A 26621-nucleotide genomic window follows, 5' to 3' on the forward strand; every position below is an offset into this window, starting at 1 on the left:
CATGAAACGAAAAAATACAGCGCACGAAATAGACCTGAGAAGCTGGCTGTTCAAGTTCCGCACCAGATGGTACCTGTTCATGGCCTTCGTACTGGTGGCGATGGCAGGGGCCTACGTCTATGTCAAAAGCTCAACCCGCATATACGCTTTTAAATCCACCCTCCTGCTGGGCGACCAGCATACTGGCTCTAAAAAGGCCCAGGAACTGCTCAACCTCCTCGATGTGCAGAACAAGGGCATCAAGGTGGAAGACGAGATCGGCATCCTGACCTCGGCGGACATGATTCGCAGCACCCTGAAGCAGCTTGATTTCTCGGTGTCCTACTACAAGGTGCCCGACCACTGGCTGAACACCGGACTGGACCTGATTAAAGAAGAGCAGTATGACAATGCCCCGTTTGTGGTGCGCCTCGATACCGGCTCGCTGCAGATTGTGGACATACCGCTGGAGGTGCGCGTGCTCAACGATAAGCAATATGAGCTGACCGTGAAGGCCGAAAACCCTCCTCTGTATGATTACACGAGCCATACCGTGAAGCAGATAGTGCCGGAGGTAAATTTTACCAAGGTGCTCGAGTTTGGCAAGCCGTACAAGGACAAGTACTTCAGCTTCACGGTGGAGCGCGCCAATCCGGAGGACAAGATCGACGCCAAAAAGCACTATTTCGTGCTCAACAGCATGGAAAGCCTGGTGGCCCAGTATGCCAGCAGCCTGCACATCAAGCCGATTGAGCGTGAGGCGCGCGTGCTGGAAATGAGCACCAAGGGCGCCATACCTGAAAAAGAAATGCTCTTCCTGAACACACTGATGGAGACCTACGTGGCCCGCGACCTGGAGGAGAAGAACATGAACGGTCAGAAAACGCTCGAGTTTATCGACAGCCAGATCGCCGGCCTTTCCGACTCGCTCCGTCAGAGCAAGCAGGCCCTTTCTTCGTTCCGTTCGTCTAACCGCATCGCCAACATCGATGTGCAGTCGAATATCAGCTACGAGAAACTGGCGCAGCTGGAAATGGAGAAATCGAAGCTGAGCACAGAGAAGCAGTATTACGTGACGGTGCTCGAGCAGATCGAAGACGACGAGAGCTTCACGCAGGCGGTGTCGCCGGCGGTGGCGGGCGTGCAGAACCCGAACCTGGCCAACCTGTTTGCTGAGCTGTCGCGCCTGAACCAGCAGCGCGCCTCTTACAGCGTGAGCGCCACGGCAGAAAACCCGAAAATAAAGGTAATTGAGAGTGAGATAAAAAGCACGCGCAATGCCATTATCGCGAACATCCGAAACCTGATCCGCTCCACCGATATCTCCATTGCCAATGCAAACAAACGCATCGGTCAGCTCGAGACAGGTATAGCGAAGGTGCCCGAGCATGAGCGCCGTTTGATGGATCTGCAGAACCAGGCCGATTTCGTGAATAAGAAGTATGACTTTTTGCTCGAGAAACGCGCTGAAGCGGCTATTGCCCTGGCTACAAACACCACCGACAAGAAGATCGTGGACAAAGCCGCCATGTGGGGTTCCGGTCCGGTGAACGTGAAGCCGAAAATGATCTTTATGCTGGCCCTTATCCTGGGTCTGATCATACCTGCTGTGCTCATCGTGCTGATGGACAACGTGGACAATACCATACAGGGCAAAAACGACCTGAACAACGTGACCAACATCCCGTTCCTGGGCGTGATCGCACACGGCACCAAGGCCGACAAGCTGGCCGTAAAAAACAACCCGCGCTCTGCCATTGCCGAGTCGTTTAGGTCCATCCGTATTAACCTGCAGTATCTGATGTCTGAAACTGACTTCAAGGTGGTGGGCGTAACGTCATCCGTGTCGGGCGAGGGCAAAACGTTTACCTCCGTTAACCTAAGCAGCGAGATGGCCATGGCCGGTAAGCGTACCATCCTGATCGAGTCGGATATGCGCAAGCCTACGTTTGGCAAGTACTTCAACACGCACAACGCGGCCGGCCTTTCCTCATACCTGAGCCAGGGACTGCCACTGGAGGAAGTGATCCAGAAAACTGACATCGAGAACCTGGACATCATTTCGTGCGGCCCTATACCTGACAACGCGATCAAGTTGCTGGAGCACAAGCGCATGACCGAGCTGATCGCTAAGCTGAAGGAGCAGTACGACTATGTGGTGATCGACACGCCGCCGATCGGTTTTGTGGCTGAGTACTTTATCCTGATGAAGCACATGGACGTAAACCTGTATGTGGTGAAGCACAAGTACACCAGCAAGGACATGCTCACACAGGTGAACGAGCTGTACGCGGCCCGCAAGCTGAAGAACATCTACATGGTGATCAACGACCTGGATTACAACAACACTTACGAGTACGGATACAAGAAAAAAGGCAGCTACTACTACGTTTAGCGCCTGAGCAACAAATAAATGCGCGCTTGAAACAGAAGGTGCTGTAGGATGCAGATTCCTGCGGCACCTTTTTTTGAGAGCAGCACGACTACCTGAAATTACACATGAGTAAGAATTTAGCTTCGAAAGCGGTCAGCGGGTTGAAATGGAGTTCAGCGGGCACCATCGCCAACGCCGTGATGCAGATTGGCTATACCTCCGCCATGGCCCGCCTGCTTGCTCCCGAGGCCTTTGGTCTGGTGGCGCTTTCGGCCGTTATCCTGCGCTTCGGGTACTACTTTGCAAACCTGGGCCTGAACCAGGCCATCATCCAGAAAGAGGAGCTGACCACTGAGAACATCCGGGCGGCCTTTACCTCTTCGGCCCTGCTCGGTGCGGTGTTCACGGTGTTGGCCTGGGCGCTGGCTCCTTACGCCACCCTTATTTTCGACATGCCCGAGGTAGTGCCGATTGTGCGCGTCATGGCGCTGGCGTTCGTCATTGGCGGCGTATCGGCCACGGCCACCAGTCTGCTGCAGCGCAACATGCGCTTCAAGGAGCTGAGCATTGTCGAGACGGCTTCTTATGTGGTCTCATACCTGGGTGTGGGCATCCTGCTGGCCTGGCTGGACTTTGGGGTATGGAGCTTGGTGTATGCCTCGCTCGTGCAGCAACTGTTGGTAGCGATCGGTGCCCATGCCATGGCGCGGCACAATGTGCTGCCGGTGGTGCGCTGGGAAGCCTACCGGGCGCTGCTGGCCTACGGTAGCAAAATGTCCGTCATCAGCTTTTTCGAGTTCATCTACAGCGAGCTGGCCACCTTGCTAATCGGCCGTGTGTTCGGTGCCTTTAAACTGGGTATCTACAACCGGGCCTTCATGCTGGTGAACCTGCCCATGTATAATCTGACGCGTACCGTGTCGCGTGTGGTGTTCCCCTCATTCAGCAAACTGCAGTCCGAAACAGCAACGCTTGCCAAGGTATACCTGTCGAGCACCACGCTGCTGGCTACCATCATTATACCTGTCTGCCTGGGCATCATGGTGGCTGCGCCCGAGATTGTGCATGTGTTGCTGGGTGACCAGTGGCTGGAGGCTATACCTGTGCTGCAGGTACTCAGCCTGGCCATCCCGCTCAGCTTCGTGACCATGTTCGCCGGCATCGTGTGCGACGCCAAGGCCGTGCTCAACTGGAAGATCGTGATTACCATCACCCTGATTGTCGTGATCAGCGGCCTGTTTTTCCTGCTCCGCGATTATGGTCTGGTGGGCTTCGGCTTTGCGCTCCTCATCAGCGAGCTTGTCCGCATCGGCATGTACCAGACCCTGATGAAGAAGATCCTGGAGATCAGCTACTGGAAGCAAATGCGGGTATACCTGCCAGGCATTATGAACGGCGCGGTGGTAGCCATCGTGGTATACCTGCTGAGCAGCCTGCTGCGCAACATGGAGCTACCGCACCTGGTGGTCATGGTCTCGCAGATGATCGTAGGCGGCTTTGTGTTTCTGGCCATGATCCTGCTTTTCCCGCACAGCGCGCTCAGGGAGCAACTGCAAATGATCTTCTCCAAACTGGGGGTACAGGACAACCCCAGCTCGTACTATGGCCGTATGCTGATGCGGTATAGAAAGAGTCTGATAAAAGAAACTGAGCAGGTATAAACAAGGTATAAACAGGCAGCCGCGTTAGCCGGCCTTGGCTCATCTAGTGCACACGAATTTAATTAGAAGAAGACAAAAATGACGATAGGAGTAGCCGGGCCCATTGAGTTGCGAATACTTGACTGGGACCTGAAAGACACAAGTTTACCCCAGACCAATGCGTTTCCGCTTACCTCGCACTTCATCAATGCCTTGCTTAAAAGAGGGTTTAAAGTCATCGCCTATACTAACTCGACCGAAATCGCGGAGCCGATGGTGCTGGAGAGCGGTAACCTGAAGGTATGCATCAGCCGCCAGAAGCCGCAGCCCGGTCGCCGTTTCTTTTTGTTTGAGGTGGAAGACATGCGGAAGATGATGGTGGCACACCCAGCTGATTTCATCAGTGCTTTCTGGAGCTACGAGTTCGCCTGGGCGGCCCTGAAAACCGGAAAACCTACTGTGGTGAGCCTGCACGACGTGGCCCTCCAGATTCTGCGCAAAATTCCGGACATGTTCCGTCTGGTGCGCTGGATGATCAATTACATCGTCGTGAGCAAGGCGGATTTCCTGCTGGCCAACTCAGTCTATACCTACAACCAGCTCGACCGAAAAACGAAGTCCAAAACCAGGGTCATTGACAACTTTTACCCAAGCACACTAGAGCAGCGCCTGTCGGCTACTGCCCAGAAAGGAAATTACATTATCACGGTCGCCCAAGGCTTCACGCAGCGTAAAAACATTGAGAACGGCCTGCAGGCTTTCGCCCTGTTGCGCAGGCAGTTTCCGGACCTGGAATACTACCTGGTAGGGGTCGATTCGGAAGAAGGAGGGCTGGCGCAGCAGTATGCCGAGAAACAAAACTTAACAGATGGCGTACGGTTTATGGGCCCGATGCCATACGACGATGTGTTCAAGCTGATCCAGAACGCCCAGGTGCTTTTGCATCCGTCCAGAGAAGAGTCCTTTGGCATGGTGCTACTCGAGGCCATGGTGGCACGTACGCCGACGGTTGGCGGCAAGGCCAGTGGCTACATTCCCCATCTGCTCAATTACGGCAAAGCGGGTTTACTCAGCGATGTGGAGTCACCGGAGTCGATGGCAACCGAAGTGGGCCGCCTCCTGTCGGACAGGGACTTGTACCAGACACTTGCGCATGCCGGCTATACCTATGCGGAGGAGAATTTCTCGGAGGAGGTGATCGTACGCAAACACCTGGACTACTACAGCGAAGTTTTAGGCAGGGACCTGAAGCCTGTTGTACAGCAGCCCGACAAGCCTCAAAAAGTTGCCTAGCCTGCTGGCGGCAAACACGGCTTTAAACTGAAAGCAAAACATGAAACTCAATTACAGCTTCATATTCATTATACCCATTGCCCTGATCCTGTTGATGGACAACATGTTCACGGAGCTGGCGTTTCCGCACAACCTTGAAGCGCAGGGAAACATGCTGAATCTTTTGCTGAAAGGGATGGCGGTCGTGTCGTTTGGCTACAGCGCTTTTTACTTCAAACGCATGTCGCCCGTCATGCGGGTGGCCTTTGCGCTGACCACGCTGTATGTGTTTGCCATGGTATTTGAGTCGTACTACTTCTATGGTACTCCCATGGTATACCCGCACGTGTTTCAGAAGCTGTTTCTGTTTTACTTCATTTTCTTTGTCTATACCTTCTACAAAGGCAATTTTCACCTGAAGTTTTCGCACCTGGTTTGGTTCATACTGGGCGGTTTCTGGATCAGCGTTGTCGTTGTGCACCCTGACAAACTCAGCCTGGGCGCCTTTACCTCACACGAGCGCGGGGTATACGCCTCATCGGTCTACATGCTGGTGATTCCGTTTATGTATTTCCTCAGCCAGTACATTTTCCACAACAAGCTGACCAGCCTGTTCATGTCCTTCTTCATACTGGTTTCGATCGTTTTCTTTCAGCACCGTACCGTATGGATCTCCACTGCCATTATACTGGTGGTATACTACCTGCTGATCCGTTTTAAGTCGGGATTGTCGATCAACTTTGTGACCAAGTTCATGCCCATTGGCATCGTGTTGCTGATTGCAGGTATAGCGAGCAGCGCTTTCCTCTTCTCGACGAATCCGGAGATCATCACCAAGATACAAGACAGTTTCTCTGACATCGAGAACTTCGACTCGCAGGGCACCGGCGGCTGGCGATACATTCAGTGGATGTCGTACCTGCCTTTTATCCAGGACAACTGGCTGGTGGGGATGCGCTTCGAAGGTTTTGAGCTGCCCATTCAGTTCTGGCGCGACGACACCAACGAGCCCGTATTCGACGATGGCCAGGGCCACCACTTCCACAGCTTCTATGTAGACATCCTTTTCTATACCGGCTTTGTCGGGCTGGCCATCTACTCCATCATGCCGATCTACGCGATCGTAAAAGGACTGCGCTCCAAAGCCATGACGGTGCACCAGATCATCCTGCTGGCCTTTATCAGCACGGGCTTCGTTTACGGTTTCTCGTACGTGCTGCCCGTGTTTTACTATGCCATACTGGGCTGGACGATCGTGTACATGGAGGAAGACGGCGTTGAGAAAACCAGTTACCTGCGCGATTTTGGAGCCCGCTGGAAGGCCAAAGCAATCGGGCAGTACAGAAAGCTTACAGCCGCCTGATTTTAGAAACCTCTGGCAGCAATTTCAGTATACAATACAGACATATCGTTATACCTTAATATGATGAGTAATTCTATTCCCAATACCCCTTTGCACACACCCGTGCTGTTAATTATATTCAATAGAGCTCATACCACACAACAAGTATTCGACCGTATCCGCCAGGTAAAGCCTTCGCGCCTCTATGTAGCCGCCGACGGACCAAGACCAGGCGTAGAGACAGATATAGCTAAATGCGCCGAGACAAGACGCATTGTAGAACAAGTGGACTGGGACTGCGAGGTAAAAACGCTTTTCCAGGAGAAGAACTTAAAGTGTGGTGTGGCCCCAGCTACCGCCATCAGCTGGTTTTTTGAGCACGAAGAGACCGGCATTATACTGGAAGATGACTGCGTTCCGTCCAAAAGCTTTTTCTGGTTCTGCCAGGAGCTGCTGGAGAAATACAAGCACGACACGCGCATCATGCACATCAGCGGCAACAACTACCTGAACGGCTGGCGCCGCGACAACGACTACTCCTACTACTTCTCCAACAAGGTGAATGCCTGGGGTTGGGCCACCTGGCGCAGAGCCTGGCAGCTATTCGATTTCAACCTCAAAGCCTACCCGGAGCTCAAGGAGAAAGGCTACCTGAAAGGCTTGTTTTTGAACAAGTTCGAGGAAACCTACCGCCTGAGTAAGCTGGAGGAAGCATTTGCCAGCATCCCGAATGGTGACATCTGGGACTACCAGTGGGAGTTTACGGTCTACAGCAACTCGGGCCTGTGCATTGTGCCTGAGGTGAACCTGGTGCGCAACATCGGCTTCGGAGAGGACGCCACGCATACCTTCAACACTCACGATAACAAGGCACAGATCAAGGAAAACGAGATTGCCTTCCCGCTCCGCCACCCACGCTTTGTCGTGCGCGACATCGAGTCGGACACCAAGAACTTTAATCACTTGATCAAGGGCAAGGTGAGCTCCAAGCTGAAGAGCATCCTAAGCTTTAATTTGTAAGATCATCCAACAACATTTTTGATTTTCGTAAAAATGCTGTCGGGGCTGCTCGGCTGCAAGACGGCCTACAAGCTATACCTGCTAACAGCATTACATTTTGAACCATATGATAAGCATCGTTATACCTGTATTCAACAGGAAAGAATATACAAGAGAGTGCCTGCTGTCGCTGCAGAAGCAAACGGACCAGCGGTTTAAAGTCGTAATTGTGGACGATGGCTCTACAGACGGCACAGAAGACATGCTGCGGGAGGAGTTTCCGGAGGTGGAAGTACTCAAAGGCAGCGGCAGTTTGTTCTGGACGGCCGGCGTGAACATGGGCATCCGCCACGCCCTCAAGCAAGGAGCGCCCCTTATCATGACCATGAACAACGACGTGATCACGGATGAGCGCCTGATAGAGAAGATGTACTTCTGGCATGCCCAGAAACCTGAGGCGCTGCTGGGCGCTCTTGAGCTGGATGCCAACACACAACAGCCTATTTTTGGCGGTGAGCGATTGAACTGGCTGCTGAACACCATCGAAGAAGTGCTGCCTACGCTGTCAAAGGACGAGCAAAAGGGCCTGCATGCCGTTACCCACCTGCCCGGCAGGGGATTGCTTATACCTCGTGCGGTGATTGAAAAGATCGGCCTCTTTGACCAGGACCGCTTCCCGCACTACATTGCCGACTACGACTATACCCACACGGCCAGAAGAGCCGGGTTTGAGTTGTACGTAAACTACGATGCCCGCCTGCTTACCTACCCGGAAGAAAGCGGAGAGCGTCAGATTAGAAGCACGAAGAGCTTTAAAAACTACTACAAGCACCTGTTCGACCTGAAGGGCGGCGGTAACCTGCGCGACTTTACCAGATTTACGTTGAAGAACTGCCCGACACCCTATATTCCGTTTCACCTGGCAAACGGCTATACGCGCAGGCTCGTCGGGTACTTTTTAAGGTAATACTTGCTAATGCACCTTGCGATTGATTTGAAGCGAAACTTTCCATACCTCAAAGCACTGAGCATTGTTATTCCCCTGGTGGTGGTAGCAATGCTTTTTGCTTATTATTATACCCAAGGGCACCTTCCTGGCGCAAAAAGCAAGGCCAAAGCCACAACCGTCGGCTACGACGACCCGATCGTGATCACAAAAAAAGGTACCTATTCCGGCAATTGGGAATCAACAGACTCCGAAGTGCCTGCAGTGGAGATCAGAACGTCGGAACCTGTCATTATTGAGAACTCCAATATCCGCGGAGCTGGCTACCTGATCAAAAGCTGGGGGCATGATGCAAACATCACGATCAGAAATACCCGTGGTTATGGTCTTATGCCTACCGCCTGGATTTTGTATGAGAAGCCACGTCGGTTTCTGATCGTGAATGATTTCAAGCATGTAGTAGTGGAGAACTGCTATATGGAGAATACGGCCGGCATCTACATCGGGGACGCCTACAAAGGAGACAGTAGCCCTGACAACACCATCAAGATCCGCTATAACGTGGCCCGAAACATCGACGGGCGCATTTACAAGGGCTGGTACCGATCGCAGTTTGTACAGCTCAACTTCCGGAACCCGATCCAGCACGCCGAGATCGCCTGGAACGAGATCATAAACGAGCCGAACAAGTCGCTGGTGGAAGATAATATCAACCTGTCGAACTCACGGGGTACGCCCGGCTCCCCTATCCGCATTCACAACAATTACATACAAGGCGCCTACCCCTTCCCGGCCGATAGCAAGGACTATTCAGGTGGCGGCATTATTGCAGACTCGTGGTACGAGGAGGGTATGGGCGACCCGAAGGAGGTGGCAACAGCCCACGTGAAGGTATACGAGAACCAAACGGTCAACCTCGGCAACTACAACTATGCCATTGCGGGCGGCAATAACATTGAGGTGTTTAAAAACCGAGCCGTCAACTCCGCCCGGTTCGAGAACGGCGAAAAATTCAAGATGTGGACACAGGGGCTCTATGGCTACGACTTTTACAAGAAGAATGCGACTTTCAACAACACCTTTCACAACAATGTGATTGGCATTATGGGGCAGGACGCCAGAAACGACAACCATTACTTTCCGGACGGTACGGTGCGTGAGCACAGCAATAGGTTCATTACTGGCGAGATAGACAAACAGAGCGAGCGAGCTGAGTACCAGCTCTGGAAGTCCAAACTAAAAGAGCACAACATCCTGCTTGGCCCCCACACGACACGCCCGGTAGAGAGAACCTCCACTACTATCCAATAGCAGGCGAACACTTTGGCAGGTATAAGCCAGCAAATTTATACGCTTACCCTCCTCCACTTTTCACTTATCCTAGCTATACCTGTCGCTCCGACTTTCGGGAGGAGCCACTTAGCGCCCCAAATCAAAGTTATAACACCTTAAAAAAACTAAACAATTATAGCGGATTTATTAAATATATTATATTTTATATGTTTACATTTTTTGTATCGCTTTTCTTCCAAAATCCTCGCGGTATTCTATATTCAAAATCCTAAATTATTTGTTATTTCATATGTTTTATACGTTTTATATAAATTTATTTTTTGTATCTTTCAAATTTCGACAACCTTTTTTGAGGCTCAAATTGGGATAAAAACATCAATTAAAGGCCTTATACCCAATTTAGACAGTCAACAACAATAGAAATATTCTAAGCATTTATAATTTAAGAAAGAAGAACTCTAAAAAGACTAGTTTTTCTAAAAAATTCCTACTTATATTTGCAACAACTTATATATGAAGATAGAACACTTGATTCTTCAAGCTTAATATTTTCATAAAAAGCACAAAGTAAGACGTTTGCTTCTGTTCTTGAAGACGATGACTTGTCGAGTGCCTTATAAGGAGTACATTTTTTAATTTTTCAACTTTTAGCCAAAAAGATGAATACAATTTCCACTCAGGGATCTAAGTGGACGGGGACAACTCTGTCTGTTTTGATTCTCACACTCGTAGCCTTTCTATTATCGACAGGCTTCGCCAATGCCCAGACTTACAGCGGGCCACTCGTAATCACAAAAGGAGGTACTTACACAGGCAACTGGGAATCGAAAGATTCTGAGGTGGCCGCTGTGGACATTCGTACTTCTGAGCCTGTGACCATTGTTAACTCCAACATCCGTGGTGCAGGTTACCTGATCAAAAGCTGGGGCTATTCGGTTAATGTTACCGTAAAAAACACTAAAGGCTACGGTCTTACACCAACTCCCTTCAGAGACTACAAGAAACCACGTCGTTTCTTAACTGTAAACAACTTCAAAAACGTTATAGTAGAGAACTGCTACCTGGAAGGTACGGCCGGCATTTACGTGGGCACGCGCTATGAAGGTGACGGATCTGCTAACAACACAGTAAAAATACGCTACAACAAAGCCAAGAACATCGACGGCCGCGTTTACGGTGGTCAGCGCGAGCACTCGCAGTTCGCTCAGTTCAACTATCGTGGCAACCTGCCGCACGCTGAGATCGCCTGGAACGAGATCATCAACGAGCCGAACAAGTCGCTTGTAGAGGACAATATCAACTTGTCCAACTCACGCGGTACTTCCGGTTCTCCGATCCGTGTTCACAACAACTACATCCAGGGTGCTTACCCTTATCCTGCTACAGAAACGAAGTTCTCAGGTGGCGGTATCATCACAGACTCCTGGTACCAGGACGGCATGGGCGATCCTGCTTCCGTGGCCACTGCCTTCGTGAAGGTATACGACAACCAGACTGTAAACGTAGGTAACTACAACTACGCTATCGCAGGTGGTAACAACATCGAGGTGTACAACAACCGTGGTGTTAACTCTGGCCTGTTTGACGATGGCACTCGTGTCAACACACACAACGTAGGCCTCTATGGCTACGACTACTACAAGAAAGGCGCTACGTTTAATGCCGTAATGCGCAACAACACAACCGGCGTTATGAGCCAGGGCAACCTCTTCGACAAAAACTACTTCCCGGATGGATTGGTTAAGAACGAGAACAACCCATACGTAGGTGGCAACATCACGAAGCAGCACGAGAAAAATGAATACAACGCCTGGTTGAATAAGCTTAGCAGCAACGGAATCGTGCTTGGACCTAACGGCTCAGCTCCTGTTACTTCGCCTTCACAGCCAGTACAGGATCCTGTAGCTACTGCTCCTGCTGAGCAGCCAACTACAGGAACTGGCTCAACTGGTACTGGTACTGGTACTACTACAGGCACAGCAGGCACTGGTAAGATTACGCGTGACTTCTGGTCAAATGTTCACGGCTCTACGATCAGCGTAATTCCGGTGAACACCAAGCCTGCCTCTACCACCGAGCTGAGCTCGTTCGAGGCGCCACAGAGCCAGGGCAACAACTACGGCCAGCGCATCCGCGGCTACGTGACGGCCCCTGTGTCAGGCCAGTACACCTTCTGGATCGCGGCCGACGACGTGGCCGAGCTCTACCTGAGCACCTCGGAGGACCCTGCCAAGAAGACCAGAATCGCTCTTTCCAGCACCTGGACCAACCCGCGCGAGTGGACCAAGACCTCAGGCCAGCAGTCGGCCAAGATCACCCTGGAGGCCGGCAAGCGCTACTACATCGAGGCCCTGATGCTGCAGGGCGGCGGCGGCGACAACCTGGCCGTGGGCTGGCAGTTGCCGAACGGCACCATGGAGCGCCCGATCGCCGGAAACAGACTGTCTGAAATAGGAAGCACTGCTCCGGCTACCGCTCCTACTGAAACAACGGCTCCAGTTGCAAGCACAACACCAGTTGGCAAGATCACCCGCGATTTCTGGAGCAACGTGCACGGCTCTACCATCGGCGTAATTCCGGTGAACACCAAGCCTGCCTCTACCACCGAGCTGAGCTCGTTCGAGGCGCCACAGAGCCAGGGCAACAACTACGGCCAGCGCATCCGCGGCTACGTGACGGCCCCTGTGTCAGGCCAGTACACCTTCTGGATCGCGGCCGACGACGTGGCCGAGCTTTACCTGAGCACCTCGGAGGACCCTGCCAAGAAGACCAGAATCGCTCTTTCCAGCACCTGGACCAACCCACGCGAGTGGACCAAGACCTCAGGCCAGCAGTCGGCCAAGATCACCCTGGAGGCCGGCAAGCGCTACTACATCGAGGCCCTGATGCTGCAGGGCGGCGGCGGCGACAACCTGGCCGTGGGCTGGCAGCTGCCGAACGGCACCATGGAGCGCCCGATTGCCGGAAACAGATTGTCTCCAATCGAGTCGCTGACTGCTTCCTCTTCTTCAGCACTTACTGCTGAGACAGCGGACACAAACATCAGCTTCGAAAAAGTGAGCGCTTATCCTAACCCGTTCAACGACGTGGTAACGCTTGACCTGGGCAAAGAGGAGATCAAACTGCAGGAAGTTGTCATCCTGGACCAGGCTGGTACAGTGGTATACAAAGAAGAAAACCTGAAGGTAGAGAACAACAAGCTGGTGATGAACCTGGCTGCTACCGGACTTAGAGCAGGTCTGTACTTCCTGAAGTATACTGATAACGCTGGCAAGAGCGCTACCATCAAATTGATCAAAGAGTAAGTATATCAAAAATAAGGCTTCCCAAAGCTTGACGGAGGGACAGGCCAAATAAAAAAGAAGCGGTGCAGGAAAAACCTGTACCGCTTCTTTTTTCTAAATCTTTCAAAGCATCCTAAAGTCCAGGACACTTCTCGGTGTCAACTATTGCTTGCGCGTGAATCGCCAGGTATAGACACCTTTCTTGGATGTTGTTTTCTCAGCTTCAGGAGCTTCTTCCGGGAAGCCTGCCCAGGCCTTTTCTTCCATCCAGGTCATTTGTGAACCTGAAATAGAGACAACATTATACCTTCCTCTGTCGCTACCACGCTGCAATTCAATCAGGGTAGAATCGTTCGGGTCCGGGAAACTGTAGTTCATCACTTCTGGCTGACCGCCCGGTACAGTAACGGTTAACTGCTTTCCGTTAAAACTGAAAGTTGTCTGATATTGTACTGAGTCCGTGAACATCACCTCGTCTTCCATAGAGTAGTACACTCTTTTGATCATGGTGTTTGTCCAGTCGCCACGCATCTGCGCGTCAGTTTGCGAAACCGGCGGGTCTAGCTTTTCATCTTTATCATCGTCGCAAGATGTAAGGAACAAGGCAAATAGAATTGGTATGAGGAATAACTTTTTCATAGAAACTAAAATTTATATAAGTAAAGGCTATTTAAAATCGAGTGATATGCTGTTGGCATGCGGGTATTTGCCTATGATTTCCAGACATAGTACGGACTAGGCATGGCAGGGTTTATCAAAAATTTCATAGATGCGATATTATATTTTTAAAAAATTACAAGTCAGCATGTTATATAAAAATTAAATACCAATAGAGCTCGCTATACCTGAAAATTACCTCACATTTATAAGTTTTTAACGCTTTCTATCAGTCCTTCTCCGAGCTAAATACTATACCTGTAAGTCTTTCAAACGATCCAATTGCTCATCTCCTGTTAATTGCACAGTTAATCAACTACTATCAACGTGCGATCACGAGCTTACGGTTAAGGGTTTTGTTGCTGCCAGCCACTGTCAGGTTATAGATGCCAGGTTTTAGATTCCCTCCGACAGGTAGCGTCAGGCGCAGTTCCCCAAACGCATCGGTTTGCACCTGCTGGCTCATCACCTGCCGTCCGGCTCCGTCTGTTATCATAAAGGTCACTTCCTCGTTCTCTTTCAGATTGGCAACTTCGAGGGTCACTTCATCGCCAACCGCGGCCGGGTTAGGGTAGATCCTAAACGAAGAGGCAGAAGGGGAGCGATCCTGCACCAGGATGACGTTGGAGTAGGAAGAGGTACCGTCCAGCCGAACGAGCCGGAGCCTGTAATACCCCTGCTCTTTGAGCGGTGCATCGTCCGTAAAGGTATAGTCGATGGCTGTCGTTGTAGTTCCCGAAGCTTTCACCTGGCCGATGGCTGTGAAGTTCTCCCCATCTTCAGACCGCTCCACATCAAAGTAGTTGGTTTCAAGCTCGTAAAGGGTTCTCCAGTCTAGCACCACGGTCTTCTGGTTGAAGGTCTCGCCCTCTACATAGCGTCCCTTAAAGCCGACGATCTCAGTCAGGTTATTATATACGTCCACAAAGCGTTCACGGATTTCCTCTGACGAAAGCGCTCTGCCAAAGAGTTTTACTTCATCGAGGTCGCCTTCGAAATGGTAACTGTTGAGCATGCTCGCATTAAAGTAACCCATGGTAACAGGCGACCGGCTGCTGAATCCGAAACTGTGCGCGAAGTTGCCTGCTGCAACCTGCTCTCCGTCCACATACAGCCTGAGGGCCCCGGAACCACCGTCCCGCACTGCCACGAGTTGATGCCAGCCACCGTCGTTCAGTTTAGGACCGCTAGACCCTACCAGAATGCCCTTAAACTCAATATCCGGCAGGTAAAAGGCCGCCCTTCGGTCCTTGTCAAGTCCAAGCCACCACTGCGAGGGCGAATCCGTGGCGTGGCGCCCTAGCAACACCTGGTTCTGGGCCTCGCTACTGCCATCTTTGGTGTCGGTTCGGAGCCAGAGTTCGATCGTGAAGGTTTCTTTTGCCTTCCAGTCGAAGTTCGGGCTGCCGATTACGTCGAGCCCTGTGTCGCGACCGTTAAACCGCTGTCCGCCTTCCACGGCGCCTTTCACCGCGGCTGGGCGGCTTCTTTCTTTGGCAACGGCATCTATCGGCGTGTACACATCGCGGTAATTTGGGCCTCCGTTCTCATTCAGCATCCAGTGATGGAGCATGCCGTTGGGCTCTTCCGTGGCGGGCCTCACCTCTATTTGAAAACGCTGAGGAGTGCTTTCTCCCAGGCTGTTCGTTGCCTTTACCTCCACTCCGAAACTTCCGGCGGCTGATGGCACCCACGAAATAAGGCCCGTGCCTGCGTCAATCGTCATCCCCGGCGGACTCACCAGGAGGATATAGCGCGGAGCAGGTTTGCCGACGGCATTCACATCGTACCGGTATTGCTGGCCGACGGTGCCGTACGTAATAGGTGTCGATATGATTTCAGGCCGGACATCCTCAGGACCGCAGTAGCTGCCCGCACCGAGGTTGTAGCGGTCGCGCGCCTGCTGCTCCGACAAATTGGTGTTATAAACCAGCAGTTCATCGATTGTGCCATCCAAAAAATACTTGGAGTCGATGTCGATGTACCCAATCGTAACCGGACTGGATGACTCCATGCTGCCGCGGTATTGCCTCACTTCAGTCCGTCTGTCGTCTACCCGAAAACCATCTACATAGAGTTTGGTGATCTGGGGAGCTCCCTCCCGTACCACCACCAGGTGATGCCATTTGCCGTCAAATAGGTTCACCGCCTTGAGGTAGTCCGTCATGGTATGCGGCTCCCCGTAATTATCCTGCATGTCGAACACAGCATACCCTTCCGGGTTAACGCCCAGCCACCAGGCCGACAGCCCGTCGCTTGATTTGCGGCCGACAATCACCTGGTTGGCAGATTTGCGGTTGACCTGCACCCATACCTCGAGCGTGAAGCTATCATGCGGCCCCCATTGAAAGTTGCCAACCTCGCTGAATTGTATGCCGTTGTTGGAGCCGCTGAAGCGCTGCCCGCCGCCATACCGACTGACTGTGGGCGCAGGGCAAGCCGTACAGGTGGCACTGGCGCCGGACACGTAGTCTGTGTAGGCGCCAGCCACTTTTTCGTCGAGTCCAAAGTGGTGCACCAGACCAGGAGGACAGTTGGTCTGCGCCACCGCCGCATCCTGTACTGCTAAGCTGAGTAGCGCGCAAAGTGTCAGGGCTACTTTGCAGTTGCAGCCCCAAAGGTATAGGGAAAGGTACCGAAGAATGTACCTGAAGGTAGTTGCTATCATATAAGCTCACTAAGTATCTGTATCACGGCATTTGGTTGATGCTCGCTACTTCTAAGTCGGGTGTATGATTGGTATAGGCTAGAGCTGAACAGCTGTTGTTCTACTTAAAATGCCAGTTGACAACATCGCATGTCCTGTACGGAGAGTATAGGGTTACTGTTGTATTAGAGTACAATAATATTACGCCGTTGCCGCTCAGATGTTCGGCTTTAGGGTATACTTAAATTGTCCACATTGTCATCTTCCTGAAAAGAGTTGTCAGAGGGGATTTTAGCGGCCAAATCAGGGAGAATACAGATCTGATAACACAACATACCTGAGCCAGGTCTACGCTTGTATCATGGAGTCAGATCTGTTAATGCAATTTTTTCACCTCAGTAACAGCCAATTCATTTTAGCTGCGTATAGAAAGCTGCACAATTATATTCGTGCATCTATACAGCTAGAAAAATATATACCGAATTCTTAAACCTTTTAGGCCTGGCTTTCCTATAATGAGGTTAAAGGCCATGGTTCCACCCCTCACCCGAGAGGGTGAAAGCAAAACGACTGGAGACCACGCGCTTCTCCCGATCCATAACAGCGTCTGCATATGTTATTCAATTCTACTGAATTTTTCATATTCTTCCCGGTAGTCGTTACGCTCTACTTTCTGACGCCTCCTAATCGCAGATGGCTCATCCTGCTGCTGGCCAGCTATTATTTCTATGCCTCTTGGAGGCCCGCCTATACCTTGATCCTGATCGGCTCCACGCTGGTGGACTATTTCTGCGGCCGCGCTATGGGCAGGTATAGCGACGTGGAAAAACACAAACGCAAGCCTTTTCTCTGGCTCTCGCTTCTATCTAACCTGAGCATACTGGGCTTATTCAAGTATTACAATTTTTTCAACGACAGCGCGCACGATATTGCCTCGGCCCTGAACATGAGCTACGCCATGCCGGCATTTGAGCTGCTCCTGCCCATGGGCATCTCCTTCTATACCTTCCAGACCATGAGCTACTCGATCGACGTGTACCATGGGCGCATCAAGGCAGAAAAGCACTTGGGGATTTTCGCACTCTTCGTCACCTTTTTCCCGCAGCTGGTGGCAGGCCCCATTGAGCGGGCAGGCAACCTGCTCGGGCAACTCAAGATGGAGCACCAGTTCAGCTACGAGCGGGTGGTGGCCGGCCTGCGACGCATGGGCTGGGGCTTTTTCAAGAAGATCATGATTGCCGATAACCTGGCCCTGATGGTGAATCAGGTATACAACAACCCCACCGACTACGAGGGCATCACGCTGATCATTGCCACAGTCTTCTTCGCCTTTCAGATCTACTGCGATTTTTCGGGCTACTCCGACATTGCCATCGGGTCGGCGCAGGTCATGGGCTTTCAGCTGATGGAGAACTTCCGGCGACCTTACTTTTCCAAAAGCATTTCGGAGTTTTGGAGCCGCTGGCACATCTCGCTCTCGTCCTGGTTCCGCGACTACCTCTACATCCCGCTGGGTGGCAACCGGGTGGTGAAGTGGCGCTGGTACTACAACCTGTTTATCACGTTTCTGGTGAGTGGCCTGTGGCACGGCGCTAACTGGACCTTTGTGGTATGGGGGGCGCTGCACGGCTTTTACCTGGTGTTTGCAATTGTCACGGTTAAGCAGCGCGACGCTCTTGCCGAGGCCATCGGACTTACCAGCCGGCCACTGTTATACAAATGGGTGCAGGTGCTGAGCGTGTTCGCGCTGGTGCTGTTTTCGTGGGTGTTTTTCCGGGCCAACTCCATCGGCGACGCTTTCTACATTCTGCAGAGCAGCGTGGCAGGTATAGGCAACATCCGCCAGCTGCTGGCAGGTATAGACCTGCAGCACATCTTGTTCATGGACCAAGGCTTCAAGGTTTTTGCCGTGTCTGTCATTTCCATCCTGATCATGGAAACGGTGCACCTGATTCAGCGCAACGGCAGCATATCGCAGTTAATCAGCCAGCGCCCGGCTGTGGTGCGCTGGGGTTTGTATTATGTGGTCATCGTAGCGGTGCTGCTCTTCGGGCAGTTTGGACACCAGGAGTTCATTTATTTTCAGTTCTAAATGGCGCAGGAGACCAAACATAGCGAGGTGAAAAGGCTGCTCCGAAAACTGGCGCTGCTGGTGGCCCCTTTCGTGCTCTGGCCTCTGGTCGAAGCCGTGGTGCTGCCCATGGATACTTTCACTTTCCGGGTGTGGGAAACTATTTCGGTGAACAGCGTGCGGTTGATGTCCGGGCCCTTTTACCCGAACATGCACCTGCGCATGGAGGAAGAAGGCGAACTGGCACCTCGCACGCGCTTTGCCGAAAAGAAGCAGGTAGTATGGTACACCGACCGCTACGGCTATCGTAACCGCGACTCCAAAGCCGAGGTGCTGCTGATCGGGGACTCCAACATCACCGGTGCCAAGCTCTCGCAGGAAGAAACGCTGGCGGAGGTGCTGGAAAAACAATTGGGCAAAGAAGTATACTCCTTCGCTCCTGCCACCGTCAACCGCTTTCTGGGCACCAAACGCTTCGAAGAAAACCCACCGGAGCTGGTGGTAGTTTCGAGCATCGAGCGCCGTATACCTGAACTGCCTCCCGTGGGCGCCACCGGTATAGGCAACAAACTCCGCGACCGGACCGGCTCTGTTATCAACTCGTCTGGGGTGCTCACTTGGCTGGCTGTGACGGCTGACCGCGCCTCGAAGCTGGCGCTCTACCACCGCACACTGGCCAACATCGAACGCATGTCCGGTAAAAAGGAGTACATCCAATACCAGAACGAATTTTTCATGGAAGGCGAACATGCCAACCGCCATTTCAGTGACGAAGAGATACACCAGATAGCCGATGTCCTGGAGGGCTATAAACTTGCGCTGGCCGAGCGGGGCATTCCCTTTGTGTTCATGCCAATCCCTAACAAGGAGAACATTTATCACCAGCTGTTACCCTCGGCCCGTAAACCGGACTTTCTTCCGCGCCTCGTGTCAGAGCTCCAAAGCAGGAACGTGACGGTGGTAAATCCGCAAAGCCTGTTCGAACGCCTGTACCTGAACGAAAACAAGAAGCTGTACCCTGCCGATGACGGGCACTGGAACAATACGGCGGTGGCTGCCGCTGCCAGCCTGCTGGCGCAGCGTTTGCAGCAGCCAGTCGACAGTACCGGATCCAATACCTTATACCTGGTAAAGCAGCCTGATTGATGGTATCACACAGCCAAATTTGAATTACAAACGTATAGCCATTATTACTCACCGTATATATATGAAACCAAAGGTATTTTACGATAAATCTACCAAACGCCTTAAAAAGATAATGGGGCGCATCATTCCCCACAACAAGCGCTTTAGACCAATCGGCGTTTGCCGCATCAGCAAAGGGGGCGAGACTTCCTGCCCGCCGTCCGAAGTGAAGGTATACCCCATCTACCCGAACCTGACCACCCCGCTCGAAATTTCGGAGGACCTCTACAAAGCCTGCTCCGACTACTGGAAGCCCATGCGCAGCGTTACCACCGACTATGTGGTGGCCGAGGTGCCCAACGGACGCATTTACACAGACAATGAGAGCAGTGTGGCCATCGTGTCGCAGCAGAACCGGATCGTGGAGAATGTGTCGCTTAGCATGATCAACGGCAAAGTGGTGGATGCCGAGAAAAACAACATCTTTGACCAGAGTTATTTCCAGGCGCCCACCCGTTTCAAGGGCACCGTGTTCAGCATGCTGACCGGTGGCGCGGGCCTCAACAACATTGGCCACTGGTTTATGGATGTGCTGCCACGCCTGCACCTGCTCCGCGAAAGCGGCCTTTACGACGAAGTAGACTGGTTTCTGGTGCCGAGCACCCGCTACAGCTACCAGACCGAAACACTGGAGTTGCTGGGTATACCTGCCGAGAAGATCATCACTTCTATCGAATACCACCACCTGACTGCCGACCGTGTGATCGCCTCCACGGCGCCACGCGGAAGCCATACCCTGGTGCCACGCTGGCTGGGCCAGTACATCCGCGACTCCTTCCTGCCGCTCGTGCAGCACGAAGTCTTGCCTGAATCGGAGCGCGTGCCCTACCTATACATCAGCCGCAGCGACTCGGCTATACGCAACGTACTGAACGAGCAAGAGCTTTTGGAAGCACTGGAACCGTATAAATTCAAGTCGATCGTTTCCAGCAAGTACAGCATCCTGGAGAAAATCCGGATGTTCTCGCAGGCGAAGGTGGTGATTTCTGCCACTGGGGCTGGCCTGATCAGCATGTTCTTCTGCAAGCCGGGCACCAAGATCATCGAGATCTTCCACGAGGGTTTTGTGATAGAGCCTTTCTATGACATTGCCACCAAAATAGACCTGGACTACGACTACATCATCTGCAAAGGCGACAAGCCGGTGCATAATGCAGACGAGGGGCAGCGCCAGCACCTGTTAGTAGACACCAAACAGGTTGTGTCGATACTGGAGAAGATGCGCAAGAATTCCGGAAAGAAAACGAATGTAGAAGCGGTGTAGCACCAAGCCGCTAGGAAAGGTTAGCCTCTGCGACTTTGGTTGCAGGGGCTTTTCTCTTTTTAGAGCGGATGGCGTCTTTGTAAATGGAGATGAGCATCTGGTAATTTACCTCAGGCGTATACCTGACCTCATAGCTTTGGCGGGCTGCCGTACCCAGTTGCCGGATCATACGCGGGTATTGGATCAGGGTATGCACGCGCTCCGCCAGTTCCTCCGCATTGCCCGGAGTGTAGTGCAGTCCGTTTACGCCGTCTTCCACGAGTTGCGCCGCGCCGCCAATGTTGGCCGCAATCACAGGCGTACCCGCCGAGAAAGCTTCGATGATGGTCATGCCGAACGTTTCCAACCACTCAGAGGAGAAGATCAGTGCCCTGGCTTGCTTCAGGAGTTCCAGTACCTGTTCCCGGTTCTGGAAACCCAAGTACTTTATACTTGCATGCGTCTTTGCATATTCCTCCACCCGCTCCCGCAGCGGCCCGTCACCGGCCACTTTCAGCGGAAATGGATTCAGTTCATGGGCTTTCAGAAGTGTTTCTATCCCTTTTTCAGCCGTCAGGCGACCAACGTACAGAAAGTACTCCTCCCGTTCGACGCGGCTTATACCTATGTCCTGGGTGAAGTTGGGCTTCACGGCCACCTGCCCTGGCCTGAGTTTGAGCGAAGAGTTATGGAACAGGTCGGCGGCTCCGGGCGTAAGTGCGATGAACTTGTCAACCTTACTCCTCCAGGTACCCAGCAACTTATGCATACCAGTGGTGAGCACTACAGAGGCGGTTTGTATGGCAGAGTCACGGTATATTTTCTGGCGGATGGCACTCAGGGGGAAAACCTTGTGCAGGTTTTCAAGCTGTACCTTTCCGTTGTAGTAAAGCAGCGCACTTGGGCAAACCAGGCGGTAATTGTGCAGCGTCACCACAATGGGCACCTGCAGGCGGTTGGCCACATAGAAGACGGACGGCGAAAGCAGCGGAAAGAAGTTGTGCACATGGATGACGTCAGGTTGAAAGGACTTTATCCGATCCTCCACCAGTTTGGCGCTCCCCGGATTATACACGACGCCCAGCGCAGCCTTGAGCTTCTCCGACAGGCTGTTTACCTCTTTGTTCGAAAAGCTTAGCTTCTCCACCTGATGGCCGTGTTGCTCCAGCAAGGCGGCTTCGGCATGAAAAACGGTATCCTCGCCCCCAGCCTGCTTATAATAGTTGTGTATGATCAGAATGCGCATGAATCTTTATTTGTCAGGCATACGAAATCCCGCCCGGTCTATACCTGACCAGTGCGGGATTTTGCCTAATACTTCTTTTTTGTGGGTGAAAAATCTCAGGCAATAGCGGTTGTGTTGGGCGCTTGCTCTCTGGCCTCAGCAAAAGCTGAAGCAAAGTACTGGCGCTGCTCTTCCCGCAGTCTGTCAATGGTTCTACCTTCCGGCAAAATCACATCGTCGTAGGTGAGGACCTGGTCCTTCGGGATGTCGCGTTTTAACACACAACCCTCGGCTATACCCATTGGCAACAGGTTTTCGCGCTCGGTCACGTCCGCATTTTCGCACAGGCCATAGGTCATGTAGTGGCCAATGCCGTCGATGGTCTCGCCGGCTTTTAGGTCTTTCTTGGCAGCCGTCACTACTTCTACGTAAGGTCTGCCAAGCGGTGTGAGCGCCGCGTCGTTGAAAAGCACAGCCCGGGCAATGGTGAGCGGAACCTCCAGGTGACACAGGTGGTACGGGGTATAGAAGCAGTAAAGCGGCCCCTCACCCATTTTATAATAGTTGAGGTAATGCTGCTGTCGTGGGTTATCCTGCGTAGCCAGCACAAACACGCCGCCGGCCGGCTCGGCTATACCTACCACATAGTCGACTATACCTGGACCGTTGGTGAGTTCCTCCAGCGGAAACAGGTTCACCGACTCCCGGATATTAGCTCCCTGTGGCGCATAAGGTCCCAGCATACCGCGTTTGGCCACCCGCATGCCGGTTCCATTGGCTACAATGGCCTGCTCAAACGAGATTTTGGTGCCGTCGGCAAAGGAGGTCACCATGGCCGGGTTCTGTCCCCATCGCTTGGCGAAACCTTCCTGCGTGGTCGGGTTGCGGTAAGGGTCGTGGAGGCCTTTGATGTTGCCGCACAGCACCGGCTTCATGCCGATGGACTTCACATAGCGGTACAGGTTCATGATCACACCGGGCTGGTCGCCGTCCACGTTCGTAAACACAACACCTGCTTTATCGGCGTATACCTTCAGGATCGGACCAACCGTGCCGTCCACCTCCGCATCCATCATAACCGTGTGCTTGCCATGCTGAATAGCCTCCAAAGCCACCTGCGCGCCAAATTCTACGGCACCGGTTACTTCCAGAATCGCGTCGATTCCCTCGGCGCGGCATAACAGCATCGGGTCGTGGGTGATGCTATACCTGCCCTGGCGAATGTTTTCTTCCAGCTCGGTCAGGGAGTTCACTTCCTCCACGTCGGCTATACCTGCCTCGTTATAAGTTTCGCGGGCGCGGTCGATGGTGCGGTTGGAGATAGCAACGATCTCCATCCCTGGCACATGGTTCTTGACCTGAAGGGCTACGCCTTTCGCCATAAACCCGGCTCCCACCATGCCCACACGAACAGGTCGGCCTTCGGCTTGTCGTTTGGCTAATGCGGTATCTATAATGATCATGTTGTTCTTATTGTATTTAGGACAAGGGATTTTTAGACAAAGGACTAAATATGAAAAAGACTTTGCTAGTAGCTTACGATAAAAAAAGTCTCTTATCCTTTGTCAATCAGTCGTTTGTCAAGCTATTCCAGACTGCTCCATCACCGTCTCCAGCAAAGGGTGCTGCTGGTCTTTCTCTGAAATCACCACTGGTTCCATTGGCCACTGGATGTTGAAAGCGGGGTCGTTCCAGCGATGGCCGCGCTCGGCTCCTGCCGCATAAAAGGCCGTTACCTGGTACATCACATCCGAGTTGTCCTCCAGTGTCATGTAGCCGTGTGCAAAGCCTTCCGGCACATAGAGCATGCGGTAGTTGTCCGCGGTCAGCTCCACCCCGATCCACTGCTTATACGTTTCGGAGTCCGGTCTCAGATCGATGATAACGTCAAAAATGGCGCCACGGGTGCAGCGCACGAGCTTGGTTTCGGCGTGCGGGGCCAGCTGCATGTGCATGCCGCGCAGGGTGCCTTTTTTGTAGTTATAGCTTACGTTGGCCTGCACCAGGTTAGTGTTTAGCCCATGCTCCTCAAACTCTTTCTGACAATAAGCCCGGCCGAAAAAACCACGCTCATCCTCCAGCTTTTTGATGTCGATGATGTAAGCCCCTTTTAGTTTGGTTTCTGTAAAAATCATGTGATGGGTTGTATTGGAAAACACCTGCCAGGCCAGGCTCTGCAGGTGTTCTTCGTTCAAATTAAGAGGGCAGGTATACGGGTTACTCTTCGCCCAGGTATTCAGCAATTTGCCCGATTGTAAATTCCTTGATGTCCGTTATACCTTCGTGGTAGGTCTTATACCAGCCGATCGTGCGCTCAATCGCCTGGGCCGAGTTATACTTGGGAGTCCAGCCCAACTCCACCAGCGCCTTACTGATGTCGAGTTTGAGCAGGCCTGCCTCGTGTGGCTGGTTATTGAGCTCCGGCTTGTCGTAATTGCCAGAGCCCCATACCTGTAGGGCCTTCTGCACCAGGTCCTCCACCGGGCTGTTGTCACCAGCCTGCGGACCGAAGTTCCAGGCGCCGCCGAAGGTTTTCGGATCTTCCGCCATTTTCGCGCCGAGCAAGAGGTAACCGCCCAGCGGCTCCAGCACGTGCTGCCACGGACGCACGGCATTGGGGTTGCGCACCGTTACCGGCTCGCCTACCCGCAGTGCCCGCACAATGTCGGGTATAATACGGTCCTTCGCCCAATCGCCACCACCGATCACGTTACCGGCGCGGGTGCTGGCTATGGCCTTTTGGTGCTTGTCGTATACCTCCGGATGGAAAAATGAACGGGTATAGGACGAGATCACGAGCTCCGCGCAAGCCTTGCTGGCGCTGTACGGGTCATAGCCACCCAACTGGTCGCTTTCGCGGTAAGGGTAGACCCATTCCTTGTTCTCGTATACCTTGTCAGTCGTGATCAGCACTACTGTGCAGGGCTTTTCGAGTTTGCGCACTGCATCCAGTACATGGGCCGTTCCCACAGCATTCACGGCGAAGGTTTCGGAAGGAAACTCATAGGACAAACGCACGAGCGGCTGCGCGGCCAGGTGGAAGATAAAGTCCGGCTGAAAACGCAGCACCGCCTCTTCTACGGCTTCTTTGTCACGGATGTCCGCGATCACGGACTCGCACAAATTGTCGCCGTCGATCAGGTGGTACAGGTCCTCTTCGGTTTCGGGAGCCAGGGCGTAGCCCATCACTTCAGCGCCCAGGGAGTGCAGCATTTGCAGCATCCAGGAACCTTTGAAGCCGGTATGACCTGTCAGAAATACTTTTTTGTTTTGATAGGTTTGCTGCAGAAATTCTCTCTTCATCAGCTTATGTTTCGCTAAAAGGTCAGGTATAGGGTATGTTATACGAAGGCGCAGAACAATCTGCTATACCTTAGGCCATTTAGACATTTACAGGTTGGTTTTGAATCACTTTATACCACGGCGCCTTGCCAGCCTGGATCAATTCCTCCAGGTAATTCTTGTCGCGCAGGGTGTCCATTGGTTGCCAGAAGCCGGTGTGCTTGTAAGCCGACATCTCGCCTTCGCGGGCCAGTCGCTCCATTGGTTCGCGCTCCCAGGTGGTATGGTCGCCGTCAATATAGTCAATTACAGAAGGCTCCAGCACAAAGAAACCGCCGTTTATCCAAGGCTGCTCGCCTCCCTCCGGCTTTTCCTGGAAATGGCGCACATGCGTGTCTTCTCCGGAAAGCGTGAAAACGCCAAATCGGCCAGGCTGCTGCACGGCAGTAAGGGTAGCTTTGGTGCCCTGCTGTCTGTGGAACTCGATAGAGGCGCTGATGTCTACGTCGCTCACACCGTCGCCATAGGTCAGGCAGAAGGTTTCGTCGCCGATGTAGTCGCGCACGCGCTTCAGGCGGCCGCCTGTCAAAGTGCCTTCGCCGGTGTCCACCAGCGTCACTTTCCAGGATTCGGTCTTGTTCTGGTGCACCTCCATGCTGTTGTTGCTCATATCGAAGGTCACGTCGGAATTGTAAAGGAAGTAGTTGGCGAAATACTCTTTGATCATATGACCTTTGTAGCCGCAGCAGATCACAAAATCGTTGATGCCGTGGGCTGAGTATATTTTCATGATATGCCAGAGGATGGGTTTTCCGCCGATTTCTACCATCGGCTTTGGTCTGATACCACTCTCCTCACTGATGCGGGTTCCGTATCCGCCTGCCAGTATTACAGCTTTCATTAATTATAAGGGTTTGAGGTGAATTTCAATTTAAATCTGTCCTCTATACGACAATTACTATATTTTGATGTTGCTAATGCAGATTTTCGTGCCTTTGCTTGTGGTGTGGCCGGCATACCTGATTGGGTAATGTTATAACATCGCCAATGCGATAGTTCTGTTCCCATGCACTTATACCTGAAACGCAGGTATAGGTTGTTAAGAGAAGATAAAATTACAGGGTCAGCTTTAAATCAGGGGCACGAAAAAAATGCGCTGCGGGCTCTTATACCTGCACAGCG

18 protein-coding genes are annotated in these 26621 nt (G+C 52.5%); 11 read left to right on the top strand and 7 right to left on the bottom strand.

Translation table 11 applies throughout. From position 1 onward, the window contains the following. The first annotated feature begins 1 nt into the window (after position 1). From B0B12_RS07300 to B0B12_RS07335, 8 genes are all read left to right on the top strand, one after another. Entirely contained in the window at positions 2-2374 is a 2373-nt protein-coding gene (locus B0B12_RS07300; protein WP_076667026.1) for a GumC family protein, read from the top strand. Positions 2375-2478: 104 nt separating this feature from the next. Further along, a complete protein-coding gene (locus tag B0B12_RS07305) occupies positions 2479-4014 on the top strand; it encodes a lipopolysaccharide biosynthesis protein (protein WP_076667028.1) in 1536 nt (511 codons plus the stop codon). Positions 4015-4092: 78 nt separating this feature from the next. Beyond that, positions 4093-5286 (top strand): glycosyltransferase family 4 protein, encoded by a 1194-nt coding sequence (locus B0B12_RS07310; protein ID WP_076667030.1) that lies wholly within the window; start codon positions 4093-4095, stop codon positions 5284-5286. Positions 5287-5326: 40 nt separating this feature from the next. Beyond that, positions 5327-6628 carry an O-antigen ligase family protein gene (locus B0B12_RS07315; RefSeq protein ID WP_076667031.1) on the top strand — a complete coding sequence of 434 codons (1302 nt, stop codon included), beginning with the start codon at positions 5327-5329 and terminating at the stop codon, positions 6626-6628. A gap of 102 nt (positions 6629-6730) precedes the next feature. Beyond that, positions 6731-7627, top strand: a complete 897-nt coding sequence (locus tag B0B12_RS07320) for a nucleotide-diphospho-sugar transferase (RefSeq protein ID WP_244554620.1) — start codon at positions 6731-6733, stop codon at positions 7625-7627. A gap of 106 nt (positions 7628-7733) precedes the next feature. Further along, positions 7734-8573 (top strand): glycosyltransferase family 2 protein, encoded by an 840-nt coding sequence (locus B0B12_RS07325; protein WP_076667034.1) that lies wholly within the window; start codon positions 7734-7736, stop codon positions 8571-8573. A 27-nt stretch (positions 8574-8600) separates the two neighbouring features. Beyond that, positions 8601-9863, top strand: coding sequence for a glycosyl hydrolase (locus B0B12_RS07330; RefSeq protein ID WP_244554621.1), 1263 nt, complete (start codon positions 8601-8603; stop codon positions 9861-9863). Positions 9864-10558: 695 nt separating this feature from the next. After that, positions 10559-13150, top strand: coding sequence for a PA14 domain-containing protein (locus tag B0B12_RS07335; protein ID WP_076667036.1), 2592 nt, complete (start codon positions 10559-10561; stop codon positions 13148-13150). Between the two features lie 141 nt (positions 13151-13291). On the opposite strand, the gene B0B12_RS07340 is transcribed toward B0B12_RS07335, so the two are convergent. Both B0B12_RS07340 and B0B12_RS07345 read right to left on the bottom strand, forming a co-directional pair. Next, positions 13292-13768, bottom strand: a complete 477-nt coding sequence (locus tag B0B12_RS07340) for a hypothetical protein (RefSeq protein WP_076667038.1) — start codon at positions 13766-13768, stop codon at positions 13292-13294. 340 nt (positions 13769-14108) lie between these two features. Further along, on the bottom strand, positions 14109-16454 hold the full coding sequence (locus tag B0B12_RS07345) for a LamG-like jellyroll fold domain-containing protein (RefSeq protein ID WP_083704103.1): 2346 nt from the start codon (positions 16452-16454) through the stop codon (positions 14109-14111). A 592-nt stretch (positions 16455-17046) separates the two neighbouring features. Here B0B12_RS07345 and B0B12_RS07350 point away from each other — a divergent pair. From B0B12_RS07350 to B0B12_RS07360, 3 genes are all read left to right on the top strand, one after another. After that, a complete protein-coding gene (locus B0B12_RS07350) occupies positions 17047-18525 on the top strand; it encodes an MBOAT family O-acyltransferase (protein WP_076667039.1) in 1479 nt (492 codons plus the stop codon). After that, the gene (locus B0B12_RS07355) at positions 18526-19650 is read left to right on the top strand and encodes an alginate O-acetyltransferase AlgX-related protein (protein ID WP_076667041.1); all 1125 of its coding nucleotides are present in this window, start codon (positions 18526-18528) and stop codon (positions 19648-19650) included. 61 nt (positions 19651-19711) lie between these two features. Further along, a complete protein-coding gene (locus tag B0B12_RS07360; RefSeq protein WP_076667043.1) occupies positions 19712-20953 on the top strand; it encodes a glycosyltransferase family 61 protein in 1242 nt (413 codons plus the stop codon). Between the two features lie 10 nt (positions 20954-20963). Here the strand turns inward: B0B12_RS07360 and B0B12_RS07365 are convergent, their stop codons facing one another. The 5 genes from B0B12_RS07365 to rfbF form a co-directional block, all read right to left on the bottom strand. Continuing rightward, positions 20964-22178: a glycosyltransferase family 4 protein gene (locus tag B0B12_RS07365; RefSeq protein WP_076667044.1), complete on the bottom strand. Its 1215-nt coding sequence runs from the start codon at positions 22176-22178 to the stop codon at positions 20964-20966. 95 nt (positions 22179-22273) lie between these two features. Further along, positions 22274-23620, bottom strand: a complete 1347-nt coding sequence (locus B0B12_RS07370) for an NAD(P)H-dependent oxidoreductase (protein ID WP_076667046.1) — start codon at positions 23618-23620, stop codon at positions 22274-22276. A 117-nt stretch (positions 23621-23737) separates the two neighbouring features. After that, positions 23738-24292, bottom strand: a complete 555-nt coding sequence (gene rfbC, locus B0B12_RS07375) for a dTDP-4-dehydrorhamnose 3,5-epimerase (protein WP_076667762.1) — start codon at positions 24290-24292, stop codon at positions 23738-23740. A gap of 82 nt (positions 24293-24374) precedes the next feature. Beyond that, a complete protein-coding gene (gene rfbG, locus B0B12_RS07380) occupies positions 24375-25460 on the bottom strand; it encodes a CDP-glucose 4,6-dehydratase (protein WP_076667048.1) in 1086 nt (361 codons plus the stop codon). Between the two features lie 79 nt (positions 25461-25539). Further along, complete coding sequence (gene rfbF / locus B0B12_RS07385) at positions 25540-26340, bottom strand: glucose-1-phosphate cytidylyltransferase (RefSeq protein WP_076667049.1); 801 nt, start codon at positions 26338-26340, stop codon at positions 25540-25542. Between the last annotated feature and the right edge of the window lie 281 nt (positions 26341-26621).

Source organism: Pontibacter indicus (assembly GCF_900156345.1).
Classification (GTDB): domain Bacteria; phylum Bacteroidota; class Bacteroidia; order Cytophagales; family Hymenobacteraceae; genus Pontibacter; species Pontibacter indicus.

Coding starts and splice junctions, on each gene's coding strand:
- B0B12_RS07300 (WP_076667026.1), top strand. CDS start 2: ATGAAACGAAAAAATACAGCGCACGAAATAGACCTGAGAAGCTGGCTG.
- B0B12_RS07305 (WP_076667028.1), top strand. CDS start 2,479: ATGAGTAAGAATTTAGCTTCGAAAGCGGTCAGCGGGTTGAAATGGAGT.
- B0B12_RS07310 (WP_076667030.1), top strand. CDS start 4,093: ATGACGATAGGAGTAGCCGGGCCCATTGAGTTGCGAATACTTGACTGG.
- B0B12_RS07315 (WP_076667031.1), top strand. CDS start 5,327: ATGAAACTCAATTACAGCTTCATATTCATTATACCCATTGCCCTGATC.
- B0B12_RS07325 (WP_076667034.1), top strand. CDS start 7,734: ATGATAAGCATCGTTATACCTGTATTCAACAGGAAAGAATATACAAGA.
- B0B12_RS07340 (WP_076667038.1), bottom strand. CDS start 13,768: ATGAAAAAGTTATTCCTCATACCAATTCTATTTGCCTTGTTCCTTACA.
- B0B12_RS07345 (WP_083704103.1), bottom strand. CDS start 16,454: ATGATAGCAACTACCTTCAGGTACATTCTTCGGTACCTTTCCCTATAC.
- B0B12_RS07350 (WP_076667039.1), top strand. CDS start 17,047: ATGTTATTCAATTCTACTGAATTTTTCATATTCTTCCCGGTAGTCGTT.
- B0B12_RS07355 (WP_076667041.1), top strand. CDS start 18,526: ATGGCGCAGGAGACCAAACATAGCGAGGTGAAAAGGCTGCTCCGAAAA.
- B0B12_RS07360 (WP_076667043.1), top strand. CDS start 19,712: ATGAAACCAAAGGTATTTTACGATAAATCTACCAAACGCCTTAAAAAG.
- B0B12_RS07365 (WP_076667044.1), bottom strand. CDS start 22,178: ATGCGCATTCTGATCATACACAACTATTATAAGCAGGCTGGGGGCGAG.
- B0B12_RS07370 (WP_076667046.1), bottom strand. CDS start 23,620: ATGATCATTATAGATACCGCATTAGCCAAACGACAAGCCGAAGGCCGA.
- rfbC (WP_076667762.1), bottom strand. CDS start 24,292: ATGATTTTTACAGAAACCAAACTAAAAGGGGCTTACATCATCGACATC.
- rfbG (WP_076667048.1), bottom strand. CDS start 25,460: ATGAAGAGAGAATTTCTGCAGCAAACCTATCAAAACAAAAAAGTATTT.
- rfbF (WP_076667049.1), bottom strand. CDS start 26,340: ATGAAAGCTGTAATACTGGCAGGCGGATACGGAACCCGCATCAGTGAG.